Annotated in this window: 17 protein-coding genes and 1 tRNA gene; 5 read left to right on the forward strand and 13 right to left on the reverse strand. The window is 55.7% G+C overall.

The genetic code is table 11. The annotated features are described in order from the left end of the window. Positions 1–9 precede the first annotated feature (9 nt). Positions 10–3,003: a PD-(D/E)XK nuclease family protein gene (locus H586_RS18030; RefSeq protein ID WP_051363843.1), complete on the forward strand. Its 2,994-nt coding sequence runs from the start codon at positions 10–12 to the stop codon at positions 3,001–3,003. A gap of 95 nt (positions 3,004–3,098) precedes the next feature. Then, positions 3,099–4,220, forward strand: a complete 1,122-nt coding sequence (locus H586_RS0103570) for an NAD(P)H-dependent flavin oxidoreductase (RefSeq protein WP_027181386.1) — start codon at positions 3,099–3,101, stop codon at positions 4,218–4,220. Positions 4,221–4,338: 118 nt separating this feature from the next. Here the strand turns inward: H586_RS0103570 and H586_RS0103575 are convergent, their stop codons facing one another. The 6 genes from H586_RS0103575 to ybgF form a co-directional block, all read right to left on the reverse strand. Next, the gene (locus tag H586_RS0103575; protein ID WP_011367541.1) at positions 4,339–5,337 is read right to left on the reverse strand and encodes a tyrosine recombinase XerC; all 999 of its coding nucleotides are present in this window, start codon (positions 5,335–5,337) and stop codon (positions 4,339–4,341) included. After that, a complete protein-coding gene (locus H586_RS0103580; protein ID WP_011367540.1) occupies positions 5,312–6,271 on the reverse strand; it encodes a GGDEF domain-containing response regulator in 960 nt (319 codons plus the stop codon). Before H586_RS0103580 ends, H586_RS0103575 begins: the two co-directional genes overlap by 26 nt. A gap of 7 nt (positions 6,272–6,278) precedes the next feature. Then, complete coding sequence (locus H586_RS0103585) at positions 6,279–7,118, reverse strand: HDOD domain-containing protein (protein WP_011367539.1); 840 nt, start codon at positions 7,116–7,118, stop codon at positions 6,279–6,281. 11 nt (positions 7,119–7,129) lie between these two features. Beyond that, complete coding sequence (locus H586_RS0103590; protein WP_011367538.1) at positions 7,130–7,519, reverse strand: hypothetical protein; 390 nt, start codon at positions 7,517–7,519, stop codon at positions 7,130–7,132. Positions 7,520–7,551: 32 nt separating this feature from the next. Beyond that, positions 7,552–8,829: a DNA-processing protein DprA gene (gene dprA / locus H586_RS0103595; protein ID WP_051363844.1), complete on the reverse strand. Its 1,278-nt coding sequence runs from the start codon at positions 8,827–8,829 to the stop codon at positions 7,552–7,554. 63 nt (positions 8,830–8,892) lie between these two features. Further along, on the reverse strand, positions 8,893–9,696 hold the full coding sequence (ybgF, locus tag H586_RS18035) for a tol-pal system protein YbgF (protein WP_155891342.1): 804 nt from the start codon (positions 9,694–9,696) through the stop codon (positions 8,893–8,895). A 209-nt stretch (positions 9,697–9,905) separates the two neighbouring features. Between ybgF and H586_RS0103610 the strand changes: the two genes are divergently transcribed. Then, positions 9,906–10,859, forward strand: a complete 954-nt coding sequence (locus tag H586_RS0103610) for a hypothetical protein (RefSeq protein ID WP_011367535.1) — start codon at positions 9,906–9,908, stop codon at positions 10,857–10,859. Positions 10,860–11,214: 355 nt separating this feature from the next. Here H586_RS0103610 and H586_RS0103620 read toward each other — a convergent pair whose 3' ends face one another. The 7 genes from H586_RS0103620 to H586_RS0103650 form a co-directional block, all read right to left on the reverse strand. Continuing rightward, positions 11,215–14,079: a chemotaxis protein CheA gene (locus tag H586_RS0103620; RefSeq protein WP_027181389.1), complete on the reverse strand. Its 2,865-nt coding sequence runs from the start codon at positions 14,077–14,079 to the stop codon at positions 11,215–11,217. A gap of 102 nt (positions 14,080–14,181) precedes the next feature. Beyond that, positions 14,182–14,553, reverse strand: coding sequence for a response regulator (locus H586_RS0103625; RefSeq protein WP_011367533.1), 372 nt, complete (start codon positions 14,551–14,553; stop codon positions 14,182–14,184). Between the two features lie 11 nt (positions 14,554–14,564). Next, positions 14,565–15,284 carry a chemotaxis protein CheW gene (locus H586_RS0103630; protein WP_011367532.1) on the reverse strand — a complete coding sequence of 240 codons (720 nt, stop codon included), beginning with the start codon at positions 15,282–15,284 and terminating at the stop codon, positions 14,565–14,567. Next, positions 15,278–16,054: a ParA family protein gene (locus H586_RS0103635; RefSeq protein ID WP_011367531.1), complete on the reverse strand. Its 777-nt coding sequence runs from the start codon at positions 16,052–16,054 to the stop codon at positions 15,278–15,280. The genes H586_RS0103630 and H586_RS0103635 overlap by 7 nt, the downstream gene beginning before the upstream one ends. A gap of 54 nt (positions 16,055–16,108) precedes the next feature. Further along, a complete protein-coding gene (locus H586_RS0103640; RefSeq protein WP_011367530.1) occupies positions 16,109–16,987 on the reverse strand; it encodes a CheR family methyltransferase in 879 nt (292 codons plus the stop codon). Then, positions 16,988–18,916, reverse strand: a complete 1,929-nt coding sequence (locus tag H586_RS0103645; RefSeq protein WP_011367529.1) for a HEAT repeat domain-containing protein — start codon at positions 18,914–18,916, stop codon at positions 16,988–16,990. It lies immediately after the preceding gene. 81 nt (positions 18,917–18,997) lie between these two features. After that, a complete protein-coding gene (locus H586_RS0103650; protein WP_027181390.1) occupies positions 18,998–20,107 on the reverse strand; it encodes a protein-glutamate methylesterase/protein-glutamine glutaminase in 1,110 nt (369 codons plus the stop codon). A 250-nt stretch (positions 20,108–20,357) separates the two neighbouring features. Between H586_RS0103650 and H586_RS0103655 the strand changes: the two genes are divergently transcribed. Beyond that, positions 20,358–20,435 (forward strand) — tRNA-Pro (locus tag H586_RS0103655). Positions 20,436–20,729: 294 nt separating this feature from the next. Further along, positions 20,730–21,623 (forward strand): flagellin N-terminal helical domain-containing protein, encoded by an 894-nt coding sequence (locus H586_RS0103660; RefSeq protein ID WP_011367527.1) that lies wholly within the window; start codon positions 20,730–20,732, stop codon positions 21,621–21,623. The last annotated feature ends 69 nt before the right edge of the window (positions 21,624–21,692 follow it).

The raw sequence follows: 21,692 nt of genomic DNA on the forward strand, positions 1-21,692 counted from the left end.
GCAACCCCCATGACTTTTTCTGACCGGACAATTCCCCCTGTGGCCATTATACCGTGGCAGAACGACTTTCTTCAGGCACTGCTGCGCTATGTGACGGAACATACCGATGGTGAAACCGGACGTGCGGTCATTGTGTTCCCGCACAGCAGACCCCGCAGATATCTGCTTGATCTGTTCCGTACATCACCTGACATCCCGAGGCCCTGCCTTATTCCCCAGATACTCCCCGTCAGCGAGTTTCTGTCCGCCGTCAGCACGGCCGGCAGCACGGCACAGCCCCGTACCATTGAGCTGCTCGACCGAGTGGGGCTGCTGCTTGAATGTGTGCGGGAACTGGGAATAGGTGAACAGCCCCCCTCTGCCGGGGAAATGCCTGCCAGTGCAACATTTACTCCTCGCGGTCCGCTGAGCGCTCTGCCCCTGACCGACGCAAGGCGCTTCTTCCCCTGGGGCATGCGTCTGGCGGCACTGCTGGAAGACTTTTACAATCAGGGTCTGGAGCCTGACGACTATCACTACATGGAAGGCGATGTGGTGGACTTTGCTGCCCGCCTGCTGGAACAGCTGGGCAGCATACACCGGCTGTATACCGGCCGTCTTGATGCAGAAAACTGGACAACACCGGGATACGATGCATTCAGGGCCGCACATGCTGCTGACAGCCTTCCCGCCATGTTCGCCGGAAAAATAATATTTATAGCAGGATTTTACGGACTGACCGGTGTGGAAAAAAAGGTATTCACCACGCTGCGTTCTGCCTGCGGGGCGCATATGGTGCTGCATACAGACCCTGCCCTTGCCGCAAAAAAACCCGTTCACTGGTCTTGCAAAGAGCATGAATCGCTGCTGGAACAATGGCAGGCCGGAACAGTTCTGCTGGAAGAGCCTGAAGACCGGCACGCAACCATCGAATACCATGAAGGCTTTGACCTGCATTCACAGCTTGACGCCCTGCAGAAAAAACTGACGCAGACCGACTCGCTGGAGCAGTCCGCCGTCGTGTTGCCCGACTCCGGCATGCTTATGCCGCTGCTGCATCATCTGCCGCGCAAAGACGTCAACATCTCCATGGGCTATCCTCTGGGCAAGTCTCCGCTGGCCCAGCTGCTGGATACCATCATGGATCTGCAGGAGGGGCGTACTCCCTCCGGCTACCCATGGCGCAGAATAATAGACCTCATCCGGCACCCGTATCTCAAGATGCTGTCGCTGCACAACGCGCGGCCCCTGCAGCAGGTTTTCCGTCATATGGAGCGCTCCGTACGTCAGGGGGCGCGCCATACCGACCCGCGGAACCTGCAAATAGAATACCTTGCGGAGGCAGACGCAACCGGTGCCGGTACGGCCGCCGTGGATGACGAAGCTCTTGCCGCGCTGGTCTCGCGTATCTTCGACCTTACACTCACACGCTGGGAACGCGTATCCACTCCGCAGCAGCTTGCCGGCGTGCTGGCAGATATGTGCACGCTGCTGCTGGAACAAGGCGCCGATATGTGGAAACGCTTTCCCGTCGATGCCGAATGCATGTACCGCCTGATGCACAGGGTCATTCCGGCCCTGAGAGAAAGTACCGTCCGCGATGCAGAACTTGATTCCGGCCTGCTGTACACCATACTGCGCGAAGTGATGAACGCGGAACGGGTGCCTTTCGAGGCGGAACCGCTCACCGGACTTCAGGTTATGGGCATGCTGGAGGCCCGCCTGTTGCGCTTCCGGCGCGTCTATGTGCTGGACGCCACCGAAAACAACCTGCCCGGAGTGCCTGCCAACGATCCGCTGCTGCCCGAAAATCTGCGGGGACTGCTGGGGCTGCCCGACATCCGCCACAGAGAACGGGTTTCGGCCTATAACTTTTTCCGCCTGATCAAAGGCGCCCGCGAAGTAACCCTGTTGTATCAGGCTGGCACAACACAATCAGGGTTGTTCGACGAAAAAAAACAGCGCAGCCGCTTTCTTGAAGAGCTCATATGGCAGGACGAACAGCGCACAGGCCGCCTGCTGCAGGCAGGTACACCGCCTCTGCATGCCGTTTCCTACTCCATTCCGGCCATCAGTCTGCATGATGCCGTTATACCGCGCTCGGCCGCCATAGACGACAGAATACGCGAACTCCTCGCCCGTCCCGTTTCAGCAACCATGCTCGACAGCTACCTACGTTGTCCCGTGAGCTTTTTTTATGAGCGCCTGTGCCGCATCGCTCCTGCTGAGCAGGTTAACGAAGGCGATGACCATCTGGGCGTGGGAGACCTGATGCACGCGGTGCTGCAGGAGTTTTTCACCCCGTATGCAGGACAAGAAATCACACGCGGACAACTGGATGCCAAAGCCCTTACCGGCCTGTTTCATCAGCGGCTGCATTCAAGCGGCCTGCAGGACACTTTGCCTTATGACTCCTACTGCATGCTCAGTGTTGCCGGTCCGGAACGCCTGACCCGTTTCTTGAATAACCAGCCGGAAACAACACGCATTCTGAAGCTGGAAGAGGCACTGGAGGCAAAAGTCGAAGCCGGAGGCAGCACGTACTGGATTGCCGGAAGGCTGGACAGGGTGGACGAACGCAACGGCTGCGACATAGTGCTGGATTACAAGACAGGCACAGCACGCAAACCCGCACAGGAGGTATGGAAAAGTGAAGACCTGTGGGAAAAAATCGCACGCTGGCATCCGGCAGCCGAAGACGACCCCCTGCCCCTTCTTTCCGATGCTCTGCGCAGTATCCAGCTGCCTTTCTATCTTTATCTGTATGCAACCGCCTGCGGCAGGCCTGCCGGCAATGCCGGCTGGATAGCCCTGCGTGACAGCGGCAAGGAAGAAATGCTCTTTACCGCCGCCGGGCGAGACGAAGTGCAACATGCAGCGGCCCACCAGATTCCCGCCATAATCGGCTTTCTTCTGCAACACATGACCACATCCTCCTGTTTTCGCCCGCGACGCGGAAAACATTGTGACTGGTGCTTTTACGCCAATCTGTGTACATTTCGCCTTGAGGGACCAACGGGATAGGTGCGTCCACCGGACGCCCTGCCCTTCCGCTGTCGTTCCCGACGGACCGGCAGCATCATCATAAGGGGCTGTTCTGCCCCACGGAGGACTGAATCATGGTTTTTCCAAACCTTAAAATCGGCGACATCGTCGCCAGAGTTCCTATTATCCAGGGAGGGATGGGTGTAGGAATCTCGCTTTCTGGTCTGGCAAGCGCCGTAGCCAACGAGGGCGGCATAGGCGTAATTGCCGGTGCCATGATTGGCATGAACGAACCGGACGTGGCTAAAAATCCGCTTGAGGCGAACATCCGCGCCTTGCGCAAAGAAATACGCAAAGCCAAAGAGATGACCAGAGGCATCCTCGGCGTTAACATTATGGTTGCGCTGACCAATTTTGCCGATCTGGTAAAAACATCCATCGACGAAAAAATCGATGTGATTTTCTCCGGTGCCGGACTGCCGCTTGATCTGCCCAGATACCTTAAAGAAGCCAGTGAACAGGGCAAGGAAGAAGTGCGCACCAAACTGGTGCCCATTGTATCCTCTGCACGCGCGGCTTCAATCATCTGCAAAAAATGGCTGAACCGCTTTGACTACCTGCCCGATGCCTTTGTGGTGGAAGGTCCCAAAGCAGGCGGACATCTGGGTTTTAAGCCCGAAGAGCTTGATGACCCCGAGTTTGCGCTTGAAAAAGTCATTCCGCAGGTCATTGAAGCTGTAAAGCCCTTTGAAGCACAGCGTAACAGACGTATTCCGGTGATTGCCGCAGGCGGTGTGTACAGCGGCGACGACATCCGCAGCTACATCGATATGGGCGCAGCCGGTGTACAGATGGGCACCCGTTTTGTGGCCACGCATGAATGCGACGCCGACGACCGCTTTAAGCAGGCGTATGTCGATGCAAAACAGGAAGATGTGGTTGTGATAAAAAGCCCTGTGGGCATGCCCGGCAGAGCCATACGCAGCCAGTTTGTAAAAGATGTGGATGAAGGCAGACGCCAGCCCGTCAAATGCGCCTTCCACTGCATACATTCCTGCAAAGTGGAAAAAAGCCCATACTGCATAGCTGCCGCACTGTTAAATGCCAAAAAAGGCAACCTCAACAAAGGGTTCGCTTTTTCGGGCACCAATGTTCACCGTGTGGACAAGATACAGTCGGTAAAAGAGCTTGTGGACTCGCTCAAAGAAGAGTTCGAGGCCTCACGGCTGTCGCACCCCCTTCCCCGGACAAGCTGATACAAAGCGCTCCCGAAAGGGGGCGCTTTTTTTTTTGCAGCCTCCGGCCCGCAGCGCAAGCTTCCCCGGCAAAACAGCAGCAGACTGGTCAGCCCCCCCGCTGCATCACAATGCGTTGTTATTTGGAGCCGCCTTTACCCGCTTTGCTTCCGGGGTGTGCCCTGTCGTATACCTCTACAATTTTACGCAACGTCAGATGCGTATAACGCTGTGTAGTGGTAAGGCGTTCATGGCCCAGCAGCTCCTGCACACTGCGCATGTCGGCACCCGCCTCCAGCAGGTGGGTGGCAAAAGAATGCCGCAGAGCATGGGGCGATACGGCCTGCGGCAGACCGGCCGCGCGGCACAGGTCTTCAATGATGCGCAGCGCCTGCCGCCTGTTCAGGCGTCCGCCGCGCGCGCCCAGAAAAACAGCCTGTTCCGCTCCGCCGGAAACATCCAGCGTTTCGCGTACATCAAGCCACAGCTGCAATGCCTGCCGGCTGGTATCGGAAAGAGGTACAATCCGCTCCTTGCTGCCTTTACCCGTCACCTTTATAAGCCCGCTTGAAGGGTCTGTATGGCACAGGTCAAGGGCAAGAGCCTCTGATATACGCAGGCCTGAACCGTAAAGCAGCTCCGCCAGAGCCAGATCGCGTGTCAGCTGCTCTCTTTTATGTGCCTGCCGCACGTGCACCTGCGCACGGGAAGCTGCCTGAGTTCTGGTATCCAGCACAGCATACGCCTGATCCACGTTCAACGCTCTGGGGCTGCGCTGCGCCTGCCGGGGGTTTGTTATACCTTCCGTAGGAACAGAACGTATAAAGCCCTTGCGGGCCAGATATCTGAAAAAACCACGCAGGGCGGAAAGTTTGCGCCCCATGGAAGACTTGCCCACATGCTGCCTGTGCAGGTCAGCCAGAAAATCATGGATAGTACGGGGCACTATGTCCGCAGGCGTATCCAGAGACATGTCCCGCCGCTGCAAAAAATCTTCAAACTGCGCAAGATCACACGCATACCCGCGCACTGTAGCTGAAGAATAGCCCTTTTCCAGCGCAAGATACCCCATATACATTTCGGCCGTATCCGGCAGAGGTGGCAGGTTGAAATCAGGCGCGCCGCCTGTCCATGACATAATTACTCCGTGGATCTTCCTTTGCTTTCTTCTTCAGAGCAGAGGCAATGGCAGACACCTCGCCATAATGCTGCAGCCTTCCGCCCGTGTTCATCACAACAGCAATGGAGATGGCCATCAACGGAAACGAACACACGTTTCCCTGCCTGTCTGTGGAAACTATACCCGAGCGTGCTCTGTCTTCCGCATCATAAAAATGCGGTACGATGGAATCGAAACTCGACACAATCCGCTGGCAGGCACTTTCGATACAATCCTCCGGCAGGCCGAAGACAAAATCATCCCCGCCCACATGCCCAACAAAGGATACCGTTCCCGCATATGCCTTTATAATGTTGACAATAATCCGCGCAGTCATCATCAGGGCTTCATCACCGCGCGAAAAACCGTATTTGTCATTGAACGACTTGAAATGATCCAGATCGGCATACCCGAAGGCATAGTCCGCTTTTTTATCGAGCTGTTCCTGAATAAAGTGAATGATGGATGTGTTGCCCGGCAGTCTTGTAAGCGGGTTGGCGTCCAGCGACCGCGAAGCCCGGCTTATGGTCAGCTCCACCCGTGCCTGCAGCTCGGCAGGACCGCACGGGCGTACAAGAAAATCATCGGCCTCCACCAGCGACCAGTCCATGCCTTGCTCCAGAACGGCAGACGGAACGAAAAGCACTACCGGTATATGGCGGTATACATTCTCGCTTTTCATCATGCGGACAAGGTCAGTTCCCTGCATGTCGGCAAGCTGCATATCCACCAGCACCAGATCAGGCGGCTCGGAAAAAAGCGATTCAAGAGCAGCGGCCCCCCGCTCAAAAACAGTCCAGCGTATGACTTCGGAAGGCCATAACGCCGACACGGTGCCGGGCAGGGCCGGATCGCACGTAAGCAGAAAGGCACGCATACAGCGGGCCATCTGTCCGTCTCCTAACTGCGGCATGTCTTGCCTATCCCAGTTTAAGATCAGCCACTTCAATAAACTTGGCGCACAATGCGTCCAGCACCTGTTCCAGCATCCGCTGGTTCAGCTTAAGCAGCTTCATGGCATGCGGCAGCATATACGGAACATTGTCATCGCCGCCGTTGCCGTATTCGAACACTCTGGTCAGAAAATTCCCCACGTGCACCACGCAGGCAAACTGGGTATAGTTCTGGGCCGACAGCGGTTTGTGATGATAGGCTATGGCCTCACAGATGTTGGGGGGCAGATTCCAGTGTCTGCCCAGCCACAGGTTGACCCTGTCGTGGCCGAAGCCCAGCACCCTCTTTTCCGCCTCCAGATAGGTGATATCTTCTGTGCGGACCAGCACATCCAGCGCTTTTTTGGCCTGCGGCAGCTGCACGGCAGTCACAACCTTGCCCAGATCATGCAGCAGACCGGCCACAGCATACTCTTCCGGATCTTTAAAACCGAGCACACGGGCCACCTCGCCGCAGGCAAGGGCACACCCCACGCTGTGATCCCACAACCCCACCATGGTTTTATTCATATCATCAAAAACCGAAGTGGAAATGATAAGCCCGCGGATGACATTGAACCCCAGCAGCACAAGGGCATGTTGCACAGACGATATGCGCCCCGGAAAACCGTAGATGGGTGAATTGACCATCTTGAGCACTTTTGCCGAAAGCACCTGATCATACGCTATGACTCGGGCTATCTGCTCGGTGGATGAATTCGGGTCTTCCACAAGGCGGGAGACTTCTTCCAGTGCCGTGGGCAGCGTGGGCAGATTTTTTACAGCCAGAATCTGACCTTTATATTGCGTTGCGAGATCCTGAGTCACTGTTCCACCTTTCAGGCATCCGCCTGCACAGAGTCATCGGCATCATTTTCTTCCAGAGAGCGCAAAGCTGCGGCCTCGGCAGCGGCTTCGGCGGCTTTGGCGCGAAAATATCTGTCAAATGTGCCGTGCAGAGCCGCCATGAATCTGTCGTCGCGGTGCTTACGGAAAAGATGCTCCAGACGCCCGCGGATTCTGCCATAGTCGGCACCGCCTTCCAGCCCGTCCATATCCACGGGGCTGCCCTGAACCACTATGGATGAAACCCCGGCCTGTCCGATTCGCGTAATAAGCGGGTCACTCAGTTCCGTGCCTTCACCCACCAGAACAATGCCGTCGGCACGTTCCACACTTTTAGCCAGCTTCATACCGGCAGCGGCAAGTTTAAGCGGTATTTTCTGCATATATTGTCATCCGTCCTGTCAGAACAGCATCATTACGCCGGGCAGTAAAGCATGCCGGGAGCCTGCCGCACGCTGCCGGCTATTTCCAGAAGCAGCAGGGCGGCACTTACTCTTCCCGCATCCCAGTCCAGTTCCCTGCACAGCACATCTATATGAAGCCCGCCCCGACGTGCAAGTACTGCAAGAACCTTCTGCCCGTCAGCATCTGCCGGAGAAGCTGCAGGTTCCGTACCTGCCGCGCCGCCATCTGCCGGTGCGGCCGCAACTACAGACGGCACATCGGAGTGGCAACATGCACCGGCAGACTGCAGCACGGAGTGTGCCGTATGCGGATGCATCGGTTCCTGCACGGCGGGTGACGACGGGTTTTCCGCAGCAGCCCTAAGCAGCGGGGCCAGTTCCAGCAGGATGTCCTCCGCACCGCACACGGTACGGGCCCCCTGCTTTATCAGCTCGTGGCAGCCGGAAGAAGTCTGGGCGGTAATCCTTCCCGGAACGGCGAAAACCTCTCTTCCCTGCTCCAGAGCCAGACGTGCGGTTATCAGGCTGCCGCTGCGGGCGGCCGCCTCAACAACCAGAATGCCCAGCGACAAACCGCTGATTATTCTGTTACGCACGGGAAAATTTTTGCTTTCAGGGGGTACTCCCGGAGCAAACTCCGTCACTACCAGCCCCCGGCCCGCAAGAGAAAAAAGCACATCTCTGTTTTCCGGCGGATAAATCTGGTCCGGCCCGTTGCCCAGCACCGCCACAGAACTGCCTATACCCTCCAGAGCGGCAATATGTGCCTGCCGGTCTATCCCCCTTGCAAGCCCCGACGCAATGGTGATTCCTCTGCGTGACAGTTCGCGGCTGATGCAAGCTGCCACATCCAGCCCGTAGCGTGAACAACGCCGCGCACCCACCACACCCACCATGGGCGCCGACAGCAGCGAGGCATCTCCCAGATAATAAAGAAACAGCGGCGGGTCGGGAATCTCTTTCAACCGTTCAGGATAGCGGGGATCGTTCCACAGCAGAATTTTGTAGCCTGCCTTGCCTACCGCATCCCATTCAGCACGGGCCTGCTCTCTCCAAAGCCCGCGGCGGCATGAATCGGCCCGGGTGGCAGGCACACCGGCAGCAGCCCAGTCCGCAACATCCATCACGGCAGCATAGGGCGATCCGTACCACGTAAGCAGGCGCTTCCATGTACGGGGACCAATCCCGCAGGAATACCGCAACGCCAGAGAAGCCCAGAAGTTACGACGTCCGGCTTCGTCCATCCGCTTCAGCGTGTATGCGTCGGGGTGTTCAGATATCGTTTCCATCTGTGCACCCGCACATGAAGAGCCTCTGCGGCAGGAAGAAGACACGGAAAGCAACCCCTGTTGTTACAGCGATTTCAAACGCTTGCGCGCAAGGGCAGCAGGTTCTGAAGCGGAATATTCATCCACAAGGGTCTGCAGATAAAAACGGGCATTGCTTTTATCGCCCAGCATTTCGTACGCATAGCCTGTTTTCAACATGGCTGCGGCGGCTTTCTCGTGCTTGGGATAATTGCGTACCACCTCTTTAAAGGTAAGAATGGCTTCGGCGTAACGCTTTTCGTGGTAATAGGTTTCACCAAGCCAGTAGGACGCGTTGGGGGCAAGGCCGCTTTTGGGAAAATCAGCCAGAAAAGCTTCCAGAATGCTGCGGCCGGTCTTCACATCTTCATTCATCACCGCTTTTACACCGGCCTGATAGCGAGCCGTCTCATCAGCCGGCTGTGAAGCAGGGGCCTTCTTTGCAGAGGCTGCATGCCCTGCGGCCTGTACCGGACTCTGCTGCGGCGCTGCAACAGGAGCAGGCGCCGATGCAGGTGCAGGTGCAGGTGCCGTTGAGGCGTACTGCTTCGCATTCTCCGCGGCTTTACGGGCTTCAGCATCCGCCTGTGCAGCGGCATTCATGCTGCCGGTATCTTCCAGCTTCTTTTCCAGACGTTCCAGTCTGTTTTCCAGCGCCTGAAGCCTGCTGCGCATTTCGGCACCGGCAGCGCGGTCTTTTTCCTGCATTTCAAGCTGATTCGCTTCCAGATTCTGCAGCCGCCATTCACTGCTGGCGGCAACGGTATCTCCGCCGCGCGGAGCACAGCCAGCCAGTACCGTCGCTGCCACCACACATAATGCCAATGCCATACTCTGCCGAACGTTCATTCTAGCGCCTCCGGATACCCGTGAATCTGTACTTGCAATGCATCTGCTTTAAATAGGCGACATGCGGCTATTAATCAAGACAACCCTTGCAGGACGAACGCTTCTCATACCCCCGAAACTTGCATGAAACGGCTTTTTAAGGCAAAAGACCCATGCCGCACCCTGCGGCGCGCCAACACGGTGAACGCCACCAAGGAGCCTGTTTCATAATGACCCCGCTTATAACCGACCCGCTTCAGCCGGTGTTTGTGATTGCCGGAGCCGCCTTCTGCGTATGTCTGATGGCCACCATATGCTCACCTGCACTCACCCTTTTCAGTCAGATACTGGCTTCTGCGCAAAAAAAAGTTTTTTACGATAAATTTGCCCGCCAGCTTGCCACCATGGCCACTACGCTGGGGGTTTTGTGCTTCACCACCATGGCCGCAGGCATCCTGCACACCGCACTGGAAGAACCGGCTTTATTCGAAGGTCCGCTACGCCTGCCGCTCATGGCGGCTCTGGGCACCCTCACTCTGGCGTTCGCGCTGCAGGTCATCTATTCCCTCACATGGAATTCCCTTAAAAAGAACAAAGCCCTCCACAGGCTTTTCGGGCTGTTTGCCGGTCTGTCCATGTTCACGGCGGTCTTCCTTTCGCTGGGGCTCAAGCGCACAGTACTGGCCGCAGGGCTCAGTATTCCTTCCAGCGCTCCCGCGCTGGACACGTTTCTCGCTGTCTACTCCATTCCTGCACAATCTGTTTTCTGGCCCCTGCTTGCTCAGGCCCTTCTTGCCGGTACCGGGGCAGCGGGCGCGCTGGGACTTTGCTATCTGCTGCTGCGGCGCGAGGCAGACAACTACGGGCGCGATTACTACAATTTCAGCACAGCCTACTGTGCCCGCTGTGCGCTGATTCCCTCCCTGCTGCAGACCATACCTGCAGCGCTCCTGCTGTGGATGTCGCAGCCGGTGCTTTCCCCTTTTGCACTGGAAAATCCTTTTGTGCTGCTGTGGGCGGCAGGCATAGCAATACCCCTGCTGGCCTGCGCGGGGTGGATGATTGTTGCGGTCAGCGCCGCCCCGCTGCGTCATAAACCGGCCATGATAACAGCGCCTGTGCTGCTGGTGGCAGGTTATGCCGTCCAGATGTTCGCCGCATTGCGTGTTTACGCGCTTATCTAGTCCGGACATTGAAACAACACAAAAGCCGGTGCAGCGTTTGCTCACCGGCTTTTGTGTTGCTGAGCATCCCCGTGCGGGCCGCTGCTCAGCTGCAGACCATTGCTGCAACGTCCCGCAGGCCATATCTCCCGTGCCGGAGCAGGCCTGCAGCAGGCTCTTTTCAGACGGCACACTGCGGGTGCGCCGCTGCGTGTAACCGGTCTTTTTCCCTGCCCGCGTACCCCGCCGCGCTCTTCTGCCCCGTCACGGTAGCCGGAATGCAAAAAACCTATCAGAACAACTTCCGGCAAAACGGGCTGCCGGCAAAACTAAAGCCGCCCTCCCGGCAGGAGAGCGGCTTGTTTATCCATTTCGGTTATACAGCCTTGGATGTGGCCATCAGATATATTTCGTGCGGATCAAGGATCAGCACAACGCTGCCGTCCCCCATAATGGTGGCGCCGGAAATCCCCCTCAGATCCCCCAGATATTCACCCAGCGGCTTGATGACTATTTCCTGACGTTCCAGCAGCCTGTCCACCACAAGCCCCAGACGGCGGTCATTATCATGGATGACAACCACAGAAAGCACTTCGTCATCTTCCGTGGTACCTTCCAGCCCGAGCAACTCGGACAGGGTGACTATGCCGAGCACTTCGCCGCGCAGGGTCACCGCCTTGCGGTTGTTCACATCAGTCAGACGCTCGGCCTCTATCTTGGTGGTCTCGGACACCGCATCAAGCGGTATGGCGTATGTCTCACCTGAAACATTGACCATAAGTGCATCGATAATTGCCAGCGTGAGCGGCAGGGAAAGAATGAACCGCGTTCCCTTGCCTATCTCGGACTGGATACTGACACTGCCCTTGAGATTTTTAATGTTGGTGCGCACCACGTCCATGCCCACACCACGACCGGAAATATCCGTAATGGTCTCTGCAGATGAAAATCCCGGGGCAAAAATCAGCTCCATGGCTTCACGGTCATCCAGAGACTTGGCTTCCTCCGGACTGATGATGCCTTTATTCACTGCGACTTCGCGCATTCTTTCAGGGTCAATGCCTTTACCGACATCTTCAATCTCAATGGCGACCGAGTTGCCTTTGTGGTATGCCCGCAGCCATACCCGCCCTTTAGGACGCTTGCCTTTGGCTATACGGTCTTCTTCGGGTTCAACGCCGTGGTCCATGGCATTACGGATAAGGTGAACCAGCGGGTCACCGATGACCTCAACCACGCTTTTATCCAGCTCTGTTTCCTCGCCTTCCATGATGAGTTCCACTTCTTTCCCGCTTTTGCGCGAAAGATCGCGTACCAGTCTGGGAAAACGTGAGAACACAGAAGAAACAGGCACCATGCGCACTTTCATGATGGTGTCCTGCAGGTCATCGGAAATGCGCGCCATGGCATAGGTGGTTTCAGTCAGATTCTGCGCCACGTCCGCCACGTTCACATCTGTCTCGCCTTCAAGTCTGCGGGCCAGCATAGTGTATCTGTTACGGTTGATTATCAGCTCACCGATGAGATTCATCAGGTGATCAAGCTTTTCGTGGTCAACGCGTATGGTGGAAGAGGACTTCCCCTTGTGTACTGCCTGCTGGTCATTGCCGGCCGGAGGCTGGGCCGCCCCGCCTGCCTGCGGTGCGGCAGCCGGCTTGGCCGGAGCGGCAGGCTTTGGAGCAGCAGGCTTGGGTGCCGGCTTGGCAGAAGGCCGGGGCGCAGGAGCCGGTTTTGCTGCGGGAGCAACTGCAGGTGCTGCCTTTTCTTTCTGCACGGGCGCCGCGGGGGGGTCTGTTTTTCCGGCCTGTCTGGCGGCCGGACTGTCGCCCGCCGGTTCTGCCGCATCGTCAGCGCCTGTTGAGGCAGCAGGAGAACTGAGCTGCGTCAGCTGGGCGTCAACCATATCTTTCAGAATGGCACATTCCTGCTCAAGCAGGTCTGTCATAAGAGAAAAATCAAGATCACTGGAGCGGGCCTGATCAACCAGCTTAGCCGTGCGCTCGGCGTACACCTTTGTCTCTTCCAGCCCCATGTATCCGCAGGAATTCTGCACGGTGACCAGCGAGCGGAACAAGGCATCCACAAAATCTTTCTGGCTGCTGTCTTTGCTCAGTTCAGCCAGCGCGATGCGGATACTTTCAAACTGCTGTGAAACCGTATCACGGAAAACATTCAGATCGTCAGGATCAACACCGGGTGCCACAGCGGATGAAGGCTCCTGCTGTGCAGGAGCGGACTCCTGAGGGGCTTCCGGCTGTGCGGCCGCCTGCTGACCGGCAGGTCGGGCAGGGGCATCGATAATGCCTTCGGTAACCGCCTTCTGCAGCCTTTCCAGCAGGTCGTCGATGCGCACGGGCGTGGCTACCCCCGTGGTCGCATCAATGCGTTCCACCATGGCGTCAATATAGTCCACGACCACAAGCAGCAGATCAACCAGCGCATGCGAAGACGGCATCTCGCCTTTACGCACTTTATTGAGCAGGGTTTCCGCTTCGTGCGTCAGGCTGTTCAACTCGGCAAAACCGATAATTCCGCTATTACCCTTGAGATTATGAAAATATCTGAACAGGTCGTTAACCAGATCACCTTCCGCATGAGGGTTGGTTTCCAGCTCCAGCAACCCCGCATTCAGGTTTTCAGATATATCTCTGGCTTCTTCGACAAAATCACGCAGATGCCCTTCACCGAAGGCTGTCAGGGCATAGGGTTCCAGATTCACAAAGACACGCTCTGCCGCACTCTGTGCAGCAGAAGAATCTGCGCTGTCATCGTCAGACGACGAGTCTTCCTGCTGCTCGCGGGGCTGTTCTTCCTCAGAAGCAGACGGCGCAGGCGCGGCTATGCCGCCTCCTGCCATAATGGCGTCAATGATTTCAACAATAGACGCTATCTCAACATCGCCTTCCTGCCCGGTAACATCCAGATTATCAATCATCTGGCGCAAAGCATCTGTCGCAGACAGAATCACATCCATGATTTCCGAAGAGACAGACATCTCTCCTTTGCGCAGTTCATCAAGAATATTTTCGGCCTTATGCGCAAGGGAGTTTATTCTGTTCAGCCCCAGAAATCCGGACGCCCCCTTGAGAGAGTGCATGGGCCGGAAAATTTCATTAAGCAACGAAAGGTTATCGGGAGAATTCTCAAGCTCAAGCAGATTCGGCTCGATAGTCTCCAGATGCTCTTTCGCTTCCAGAATAAAGTCGGCGAATATTTCCGGATCCATGAAATCCTGACTCATGTCATAACCTCTGTTCTAGTCGCCGTGAAAGGCATATAAATAATCCGCACCAATTGTTGAAACTACTCTGCAACAGCTGATCGGCACTTTACCATAAAAGCTTTAGCCCAGCAGCATTTTGATGTTTTTAACCATCTTGTCAGGCTGGGCAGGTTTAACCATATACAGATTGGCCCCCAGACTCATACCCATCTGAATATCTTTCTCCTGCCCTTCCGTAGAAAGCACCACAATGGGCAGATCGCGGTATGTGTCCTGCTCACGCACAGTCTTGATAAAGGTAAAACCATCCATACGCGGCATATTAACGTCTGAAATGATAAGATCCACAGTTTCTTCGGCAGAATAGAGTTTTTCCAGTCCGTCCAGCCCGTCTTCCGCCATGGTCACCCTGAAGCCTTCTTTCTTCATAATGAAAGCAACAAGGTTGCGTACTGTTTTGGAGTCATCGACTATCAATATATGTTTACTCATGACGCACTCCTTTAACTTTGCAGAACCCGCGCGACAATGCGGTCGACAGAGATGATGCTTACCAGACGCTCGTTCGAATTCATCAGTCCCGAAACAAAATCGACAGAGGTTCCCAGCCGGGATTCAATGTTCCAGTCAATGGTGCGTTGCGGTACACGGTACATGGTGTGCACTCTGTCTATAATAAGCCCCACCTGCAATCCCTTGCGCTTGCAAATGACAATGAAACGGCCGTCGTCTCCTTCTCTGGCGACAATACCCAAAAGATCACGCAGATATACCAGCGGAGTCACCCTGCCGCGCAGGTTCACCATACCGGCGATAAAACGCGGAGCCGCGGGCAGTTTTGTGGGCTGCATAAAGCGGATCACTTCCTGCACAGCCATAATGGGCACCGTAAATTCCTGTTCGCCCAGATAAAAACTGACCATCTGGACTTCTTCCAACGTCTTCAGCTGGTCTTCCAGCTCTTCATGCAGCAGACCGGAAGCCGGCTGTGCATCGTGGCCCTGCGTCGCAGGTTCCGCCGCCGGCGCGCTCTGCGGCGGGGCAAGCGTCATCACGGCATCAGGTTCCTGCTCTCTGCCCATCCGTTGCAGCACATCCTGTTCATCCATGCCCAGATATTTCTGCATGAATGCACGCTCGGCATCGGTAAAACGGCGGTCTTCCACCTTGCTGTCCGTGCCGAAGTCCTGCTCCTGAAAGTATTCTTCGGGTGTTTTCACCATAGTGTCGCAATCTCTTCTGCCAGGGCTTCGTATGCCTTCGCCCCTCTGCTGTTACGGTCGATATCGTAAATCACCTTGCCCTGTGCGCTGGCTTCTCTGAACTTGGTATCAATGCCTATGACCGACCTGAACATATTGTCGCCCATTTTACGGCCGATAAGATCAAGCACTCTGTTACAGGCCCCCGCCCGCTTGTCGTACATGGTGGCCAGCGCTTTGTACCGCACGGGTTCCGGCATGGCCTTATTGAGCACCCGTACGGTGTCAAACAGCAGCTTAAGCCCGTGCAGTGCCAGAAAATCTGTCTGTATGGGAATTATCAGCAGATCAGCTGCCACAATGGCGTTGACCAGCAAAATGCCCACATGCGGCGGACAGTCCAGCACGATATAATCATAATCGTCCTCCACCGCCTTCAATGCCTGCTGCAGAATGGTTCCTTTTCCTTTTCTGCTCCGCAGATCAACTTCAAGCTCTGAAAGCCGGATGTGGGCAGGAACCACATCAAAGGGCTGCATTTCATGCCGGTGCCTGATCTGTTTCCACAGCGCTGCGGTATCCTGTCCGTCGCCTGAAAACAGATCATATGCCGTGCCCACCAGTTCTTCAGGGTAATACCGCAAGTGCACGGAAGCACAGGCATGCGGGTCAAGATCCATTATCAGAACTCTGTTTCCCCTGTCTGCCAGTGCAGCGGCCAAGGTAAGCGTAGTCGTGGTCTTGCCCACTCCGCCTTTCTGGTTTGCAACTGCCAGCACCCGTGCGCCCACTATATGTCTCCCTGCTTTCGTACTATTCTGACTGGTTCGGCCCGCACGCACGCGTTATTCAAGCTTTCTGTATACGATGGCACCCTGATGATGCTCCGGTTTGAAGGCTCTGGTGATATTATGCAGCGATTCAGAGTGCCCGATAAGCAGATATCCGCCCGGTGTCAGGTTATCATAAAACGAACTGATCACCTGTTTTTTCATCTCGTCATCAAAATAGATGATCACGTTTCGGCAAAAAACAATCTGCGAGCGCTCCACACGCTTAAGCTGCATCCTGTCGCTCAGGTTTATCTGCCCGAAATTGACAAGCTTCTTCAGTTCCGGCTTGATCTTAAAATTGCTGCCTTCCTTGATGAAGTATTTCGAAATGATTTCCGGCGGCGTGGTGCGCAATGCATACTCGGTGTAAATGCCTCTTCTTGCGGCATGCAGCACGGCTTCGGAAAGATCATTGGCGGTTATTTTAATATCCCACGATGCGATTTCAGACCGCAGGATTTCATGCAGAATAATGGCCAGCGTGTAAGGCTCTTCCCCTGTGGAACAGCCGGCAGACCATATGCGCAGCCGCTTCGAGCGGGACGCACGCAGATCGGCCAGTACGGCGGAAAGAACTTTTTCCTCAAAAACCTTGAGCTGCGGCGGATTACGGAAAAAGCTTGTTTCGTTGGTGGTAACCACTTCAAAAAGTCGTGAAAGTTCCTGCTTTCTGCCGGCATCGTACCGCAGATAATAAAAATACTCGCCATAGGTCTTCAGATTCAGCTCTTTGAGCCTGTTGGCAAGCCGGTTTTCAATCAGATACTTCCTGTTATCCGCAATATAGATGCCGCACTGATCATAGATGAAATCCCGCAACTGCGAAAATTCTTCATCGGTGATCTTCTGCTCTTTACGTAGCGTGATCGACTTGGAAAACAGTGACGACATCTATGCGTCCTCTCCTTGTTCCTGAATACGACCGATAGCCTGCTCTGCCGCTTCCTGAATCTCGATGCTGTCCGAATCCATCATGGACATGAGAGCCCGGAAAGCAGTCTTGCCACCGGTGTTGCCCAGCGCTTCAATGGCTTTGATGACAACAAGGGGGCTCTCATCTTGCAGCATGTTCACCAGTGCAGGCAGAGCCTCTGCAGTCCGCAACCCGCCCAGAGCTTCAGCCGCCCGCATCCGCACCCAGTCGTCCTGATCGCCCAGCGCCTGCAGTAACGGTGCGGTAACGTCGGCACAACGGCATTTGCCCAGCAGTTCAACAAGTGCAAGCCGCACTTCGCTGTTTTCATCATGCAGGCGCGGCAGCACCATATCAAGCCGTGAAGAAATATCACTGCACACGTCAGCCACAGCTTCCAGCGCCACCTTTCTTATGTCCGGAACGGCGTCTTCCAGCGCGCCTTCAAGCAGGTCGATGTTATCATCAACACCCAGCCTGCCCAGCGCATAGGTAGCCATCATCCTGTTCAGCGCATCTTCACTTTCAAACAAAATGCGGAAGCGCCGCATCATATCATCGCCGCCGAGCGCTATGCAGGCATCCAGCGCCGCCTCTTTCACGTCATCGTACGGATGTTCCAGCAGGGCAAACAGCGTGCCGCCCACAGCGGCCACATCGCCTTTGTCCCCCACAAACGCCAAAGCGCTTTTCAGCACATTGCCGTCGTTATGCTTTTCAAGAATTTCCAGGAAAAAAGCTGAATCTTCGGCACCGCACACCGAAGCAAGAACGGTCATAAGCGCACGCTGCACATCGCGCGGCTTGTCCCAGAATATTTCTTTAAGCACCGGTATGACGGAAGAGGCATCCTGCATGCCCGCTATGGCTTCCACAGCTATGCGCACACGGTATTCATCATCGGAATGCAGTTCGTTTTCCAGAGCGTGATTCGGCCCCACAGCAGCAAGGCACTCCACGGCACGCACCAGACGTTCGTGGTCTCTGTCCGCGTCCAGACGGGCTGCCACATCCATGACGGCTTTTGTGGCCTGCTCGCCGCCCATAAAGCCCAGCCCGACCACTGCAGCATCCTGAATGTCTTCTTCTTCATCCTGAATGGCCACAAGCAGATACTCGCGGAACCGCTCATGCTCCTTGTCGGAAAGCAGTTTAAGCAGTTTTCCGCCAAGCAGCTGCACAACAGCCTTGACTATTTTATTTCGCAGCGGCGCAGGGGAAGATTCGAGCCGTTTAAGCAACAGGCTGACAGCCTTTATGTTGCCCATCTCGCCCAGCGCATCCACAATCATGGATGCCACCAGATCAGACGAATAATCGAGAGCGCGCACCAGAGCATTGACAGAAGATTCCGCCCTGATTTTTGTAAGCGCCTCAATTACGGAAAACTGAACCCACTCCTCATCATGCAAGGCACTGTTCAGGCATTCCGCAGCCTCGGAAAAGGCCAGATTGCCCAGACTGACGGCGGCCTGATAGCGCACGTTGACTTCCGGGTCGCGCAGCAGGGCTTCGCACAGAGGACGCACAGCCTCAACCCGTGCGCATGATCCAAGAATATCCGAAGCAAAAATACGCATATCCGGATCTTCATCATGCAGAAGCCGGGTAAGCGAATCGAAATCGTCGGCGCCGATTTCGCGCAGGATGTCCATCGAAATGTTACGGGCAGGGGCATCGTCGGAACGCAGCAACGGAATAACCGCACGCACAGCGGCCGTGCCGCCTATCTTTCTTATCGCCTGCTCTGCAGCTTCCTGAACTCCCAGATTGGCGCTTTGCAGATGCCCGGCCAGCAACGGCACGGCATCTTTCAACCCCATATCTCCGGCAGCAAAGGCTGCTTCGCGCACCAGTTCCGTATTATCACTGCTCAGCTGCTCAAGAATCTGACGATGCTCAGCCATGGTTTATATCCTTACTCGTTATGATTTCAGCAAAGCGGCACTATCTACTGTCACCAGCATAACAGAGACCTTACGCTGATATCACTTATAAACAGCATTCATAATGGCCTGCGCCATATCGTCGATATCGACGACACTGTCAGCCAGACCGGCGTCGACAATCGCTTTGGGCATACCGTACACAACGCAGGTGGAGTCACTCTGCGCCAGAGCATGCCCACCTTTCTGCTTGAGCACCTTGATACCTTCCAGCCCGTCACTGCCCATACCGGTAAGAATGACACCGAGCGAACGTCGCCCGAGAGCAAGACCGGCAGATTCCATAAGCTCATTGGCGGAAGGCTTGTAAAGCGCCTCTGCCGGTTCGGCAGACACTTCCAGAGTCAGGCGGCCGCGGGTGTTTCTGACCCGCACATGTTTGCCGCCGGGCGCAATGTAGGCCTTGCCCGGCATCAGCATCTCGCCGTCTTCGGCTTCTTTGACGGCAATGGCGCACACCCCGTCAAGCCTTTTGGCAAACGGCCCGGTAAACGCAGCGGGCATGTGCTGAGCAATGACAATACCCACGGGAAAATCCTGCGGCAGACGTGAAAGCACTTTCTGCACAGCCGGAGGTCCCCCTGTGGACACCCCGATGGCCACCACATCGCGCACCGGCTTGCCACCGGCAACCTGCAGCGTTCCCGTTGAAGAAGCAGCGGATGAGGGAGCAGCGGAAGGCCGCGGCGTGGCACGCAGAGCGGCAGGGGCAGCAGGACGGACCGCGGGGGCAGGACGGAAAGGCCGGCCCGGAACCCTGCGACGGGAAATGGCCTTTACCTTTTCCTGCAGGTCTTTTTCAATTTTAACGATATCGAGCGACACAGTGGAAAGCTGTTTGGGAATAAAATCAACAGCGCCCAGCTCCATCGCCTTCAGGGTCGCTTCCGCCCCTTCCACGGTCAGCGAGCTGACCATGAGCACCGGGCGGGGCATTTCCATCATTATATGGCGCAGTGCCGTCAACCCGTCCATGCGGGGCATTTCAATATCAAGCGTGACCACATCAGGGTCATGTTTACGTATCTGCTCCAGCCCTTCTTCACCGTTGCGTGCCGTGGCAACCACGGAAATACCGGGGTCTTTCTCCAGCATGCTGCTGAGAGCCTTGCGCATAAAGGCGGAATCATCAACAACGACGACTTTTATCACCAGGAACTCCTGCAATTCATGACAACGCTGTCCTGCATACCAATTGATTCAGATTCATAACATAATGTCCGGACAGCCTTAGTGCCGGATGACAGCCGGCGGACACATCAGACGCATCCGCATATACAAAACAGCCATCACCTGACAAGTTTAGTCTTTTAGCAAGCATAAGGAAACACCCTTTTTTTGCAACTAAAACTAAAAAAGTGCTTGCATTTATCTTTTGACTCCGATAAATACTGCCTCCTCACGGGATGTGGCTCAGTTTGGCTAGAGCGCAGCGTTCGGGACGCTGAGGCCGAAGGTTCGAATCCTTTCATCCCGACCAGAACACCAAGGACTTGCAATTTCGATTGCAAGTCCTTTTTTTATTGCCCCCGTTCCCCGATCCGCACCACATGCAGAGTCCCCTGCCCTCGACATGCCCTCAAACACTTTGACATAACAGAGTGTTACAGTAAAAAATATTTTTTATTCATTCGAAGCCTAAAGTAACGCCGCACGCCGCCGATAGGAAAAGCGAGTGGGGAGGGGAGAACCTTTTGGTCAGAAGAGCGTGACTTCAGCTGACCGCTCCCCTACTGAGGCAAGGAAGCCGTGACTCATTCAAGGAGGAATGGTCATGTCTCTTATTATCAACCACAACTTGATGGCCCTTAATGCGGCGAACAACCTCGGCAACTCGTACAGCAAGCTTGCCACCTCCATCCGCCGTCTTTCATCGGGGCTGCGAGTGGGAACAGCAGCCGACGACGCCGCCGGTCTGGCAATCCGCGAAATCATGCGTTCGGACATTGCCGCCCTTAATCAGGGCATCCGCAACGCCAACGATGCAATTTCGCTTATCCAGACGGCCGACGGCGCTCTGCAGGTCATCGACGAAAAACTCATCCGTATGAAGGAGCTGGCCGAACAGGCCGCAACGGGTACATACACCTCGGCCCAGCGTCTGATAATCGACTCCGAATATCAGGCCATGGCCTCGGAAATCACCCGAATAGCCAACTCCACAGACTTCAACGGCATCCATCTGCTCAACGGGCACCTTTCCGGCGCCACCCATGATGGAAGCGGCCTTGTGGCAACCGGTAAACTCAAGGTGCACTTCGGCACAGCCAACGACTCGGCGGAAGACTATTACTACATCCAGATCGGCGCCTCCACGGCATCTGCACTGGGCGTAGGCACGCAGGCGGGCACCTCTGCCAAAGCGGCCAGCATTTCCACCCAGTCCGCGGCACAGGCTGCACTGGCAGCCCTTGAGGACGCCATCGTGTCAAAGGATAAAATCCGGGCAAACCTCGGAGCCATCCAGAACCGGCTGGAAAACACCATAACCAACTTGCAGATCCAGTCCGAAAACCTGCAGGCGGCGGAATCACGTATTTCCGACGTGGACGTCTCTCTGGAGATGACAGAATTCACACGCCAGCAAATTCTGTCACAGTCCGCGGTCGCCATGCTGTCACAGGCCAACACGCTCCCCAGACTGGCCCTGAATCTTCTCGGGGCCTGATTACGACACATCGGGAGAGGCCGTAGCAGCAAAACAATCACAGGCTTCCGCATTGCCGGAAGCGGCACG

Source organism: Oleidesulfovibrio alaskensis DSM 16109 (genome assembly GCF_000482745.1).
GTDB lineage: Bacteria > Desulfobacterota > Desulfovibrionia > Desulfovibrionales > Desulfovibrionaceae > Oleidesulfovibrio > Oleidesulfovibrio alaskensis.

Bases quoted from the DNA above. Each gene is read 5' to 3' on its own strand.
- H586_RS18030 (WP_051363843.1), top strand. From the start codon at position 10: ATGACTTTTTCTGACCGGACAATTCCCCCTGTGGCCATTATACCGTGG.
- H586_RS0103570 (WP_027181386.1), top strand. From the start codon at position 3,099: ATGGTTTTTCCAAACCTTAAAATCGGCGACATCGTCGCCAGAGTTCCT.
- H586_RS0103575 (WP_011367541.1), bottom strand. From the start codon at position 5,337: ATGTCATGGACAGGCGGCGCGCCTGATTTCAACCTGCCACCTCTGCCG.
- H586_RS0103580 (WP_011367540.1), bottom strand. From the start codon at position 6,271: ATGCCGCAGTTAGGAGACGGACAGATGGCCCGCTGTATGCGTGCCTTT.
- H586_RS0103590 (WP_011367538.1), bottom strand. From the start codon at position 7,519: ATGCAGAAAATACCGCTTAAACTTGCCGCTGCCGGTATGAAGCTGGCT.
- dprA (WP_051363844.1), bottom strand. From the start codon at position 8,829: ATGGAAACGATATCTGAACACCCCGACGCATACACGCTGAAGCGGATG.
- ybgF (WP_155891342.1), bottom strand. From the start codon at position 9,696: ATGAACGTTCGGCAGAGTATGGCATTGGCATTATGTGTGGTGGCAGCG.
- H586_RS0103610 (WP_011367535.1), top strand. From the start codon at position 9,906: ATGACCCCGCTTATAACCGACCCGCTTCAGCCGGTGTTTGTGATTGCC.
- H586_RS0103620 (WP_027181389.1), bottom strand. From the start codon at position 14,079: ATGAGTCAGGATTTCATGGATCCGGAAATATTCGCCGACTTTATTCTG.
- H586_RS0103625 (WP_011367533.1), bottom strand. From the start codon at position 14,553: ATGAGTAAACATATATTGATAGTCGATGACTCCAAAACAGTACGCAAC.
- H586_RS0103630 (WP_011367532.1), bottom strand. From the start codon at position 15,284: ATGGTGAAAACACCCGAAGAATACTTTCAGGAGCAGGACTTCGGCACG.
- H586_RS0103640 (WP_011367530.1), bottom strand. From the start codon at position 16,987: ATGTCGTCACTGTTTTCCAAGTCGATCACGCTACGTAAAGAGCAGAAG.
- H586_RS0103645 (WP_011367529.1), bottom strand. From the start codon at position 18,916: ATGGCTGAGCATCGTCAGATTCTTGAGCAGCTGAGCAGTGATAATACG.
- H586_RS0103660 (WP_011367527.1), top strand. From the start codon at position 20,730: ATGTCTCTTATTATCAACCACAACTTGATGGCCCTTAATGCGGCGAAC.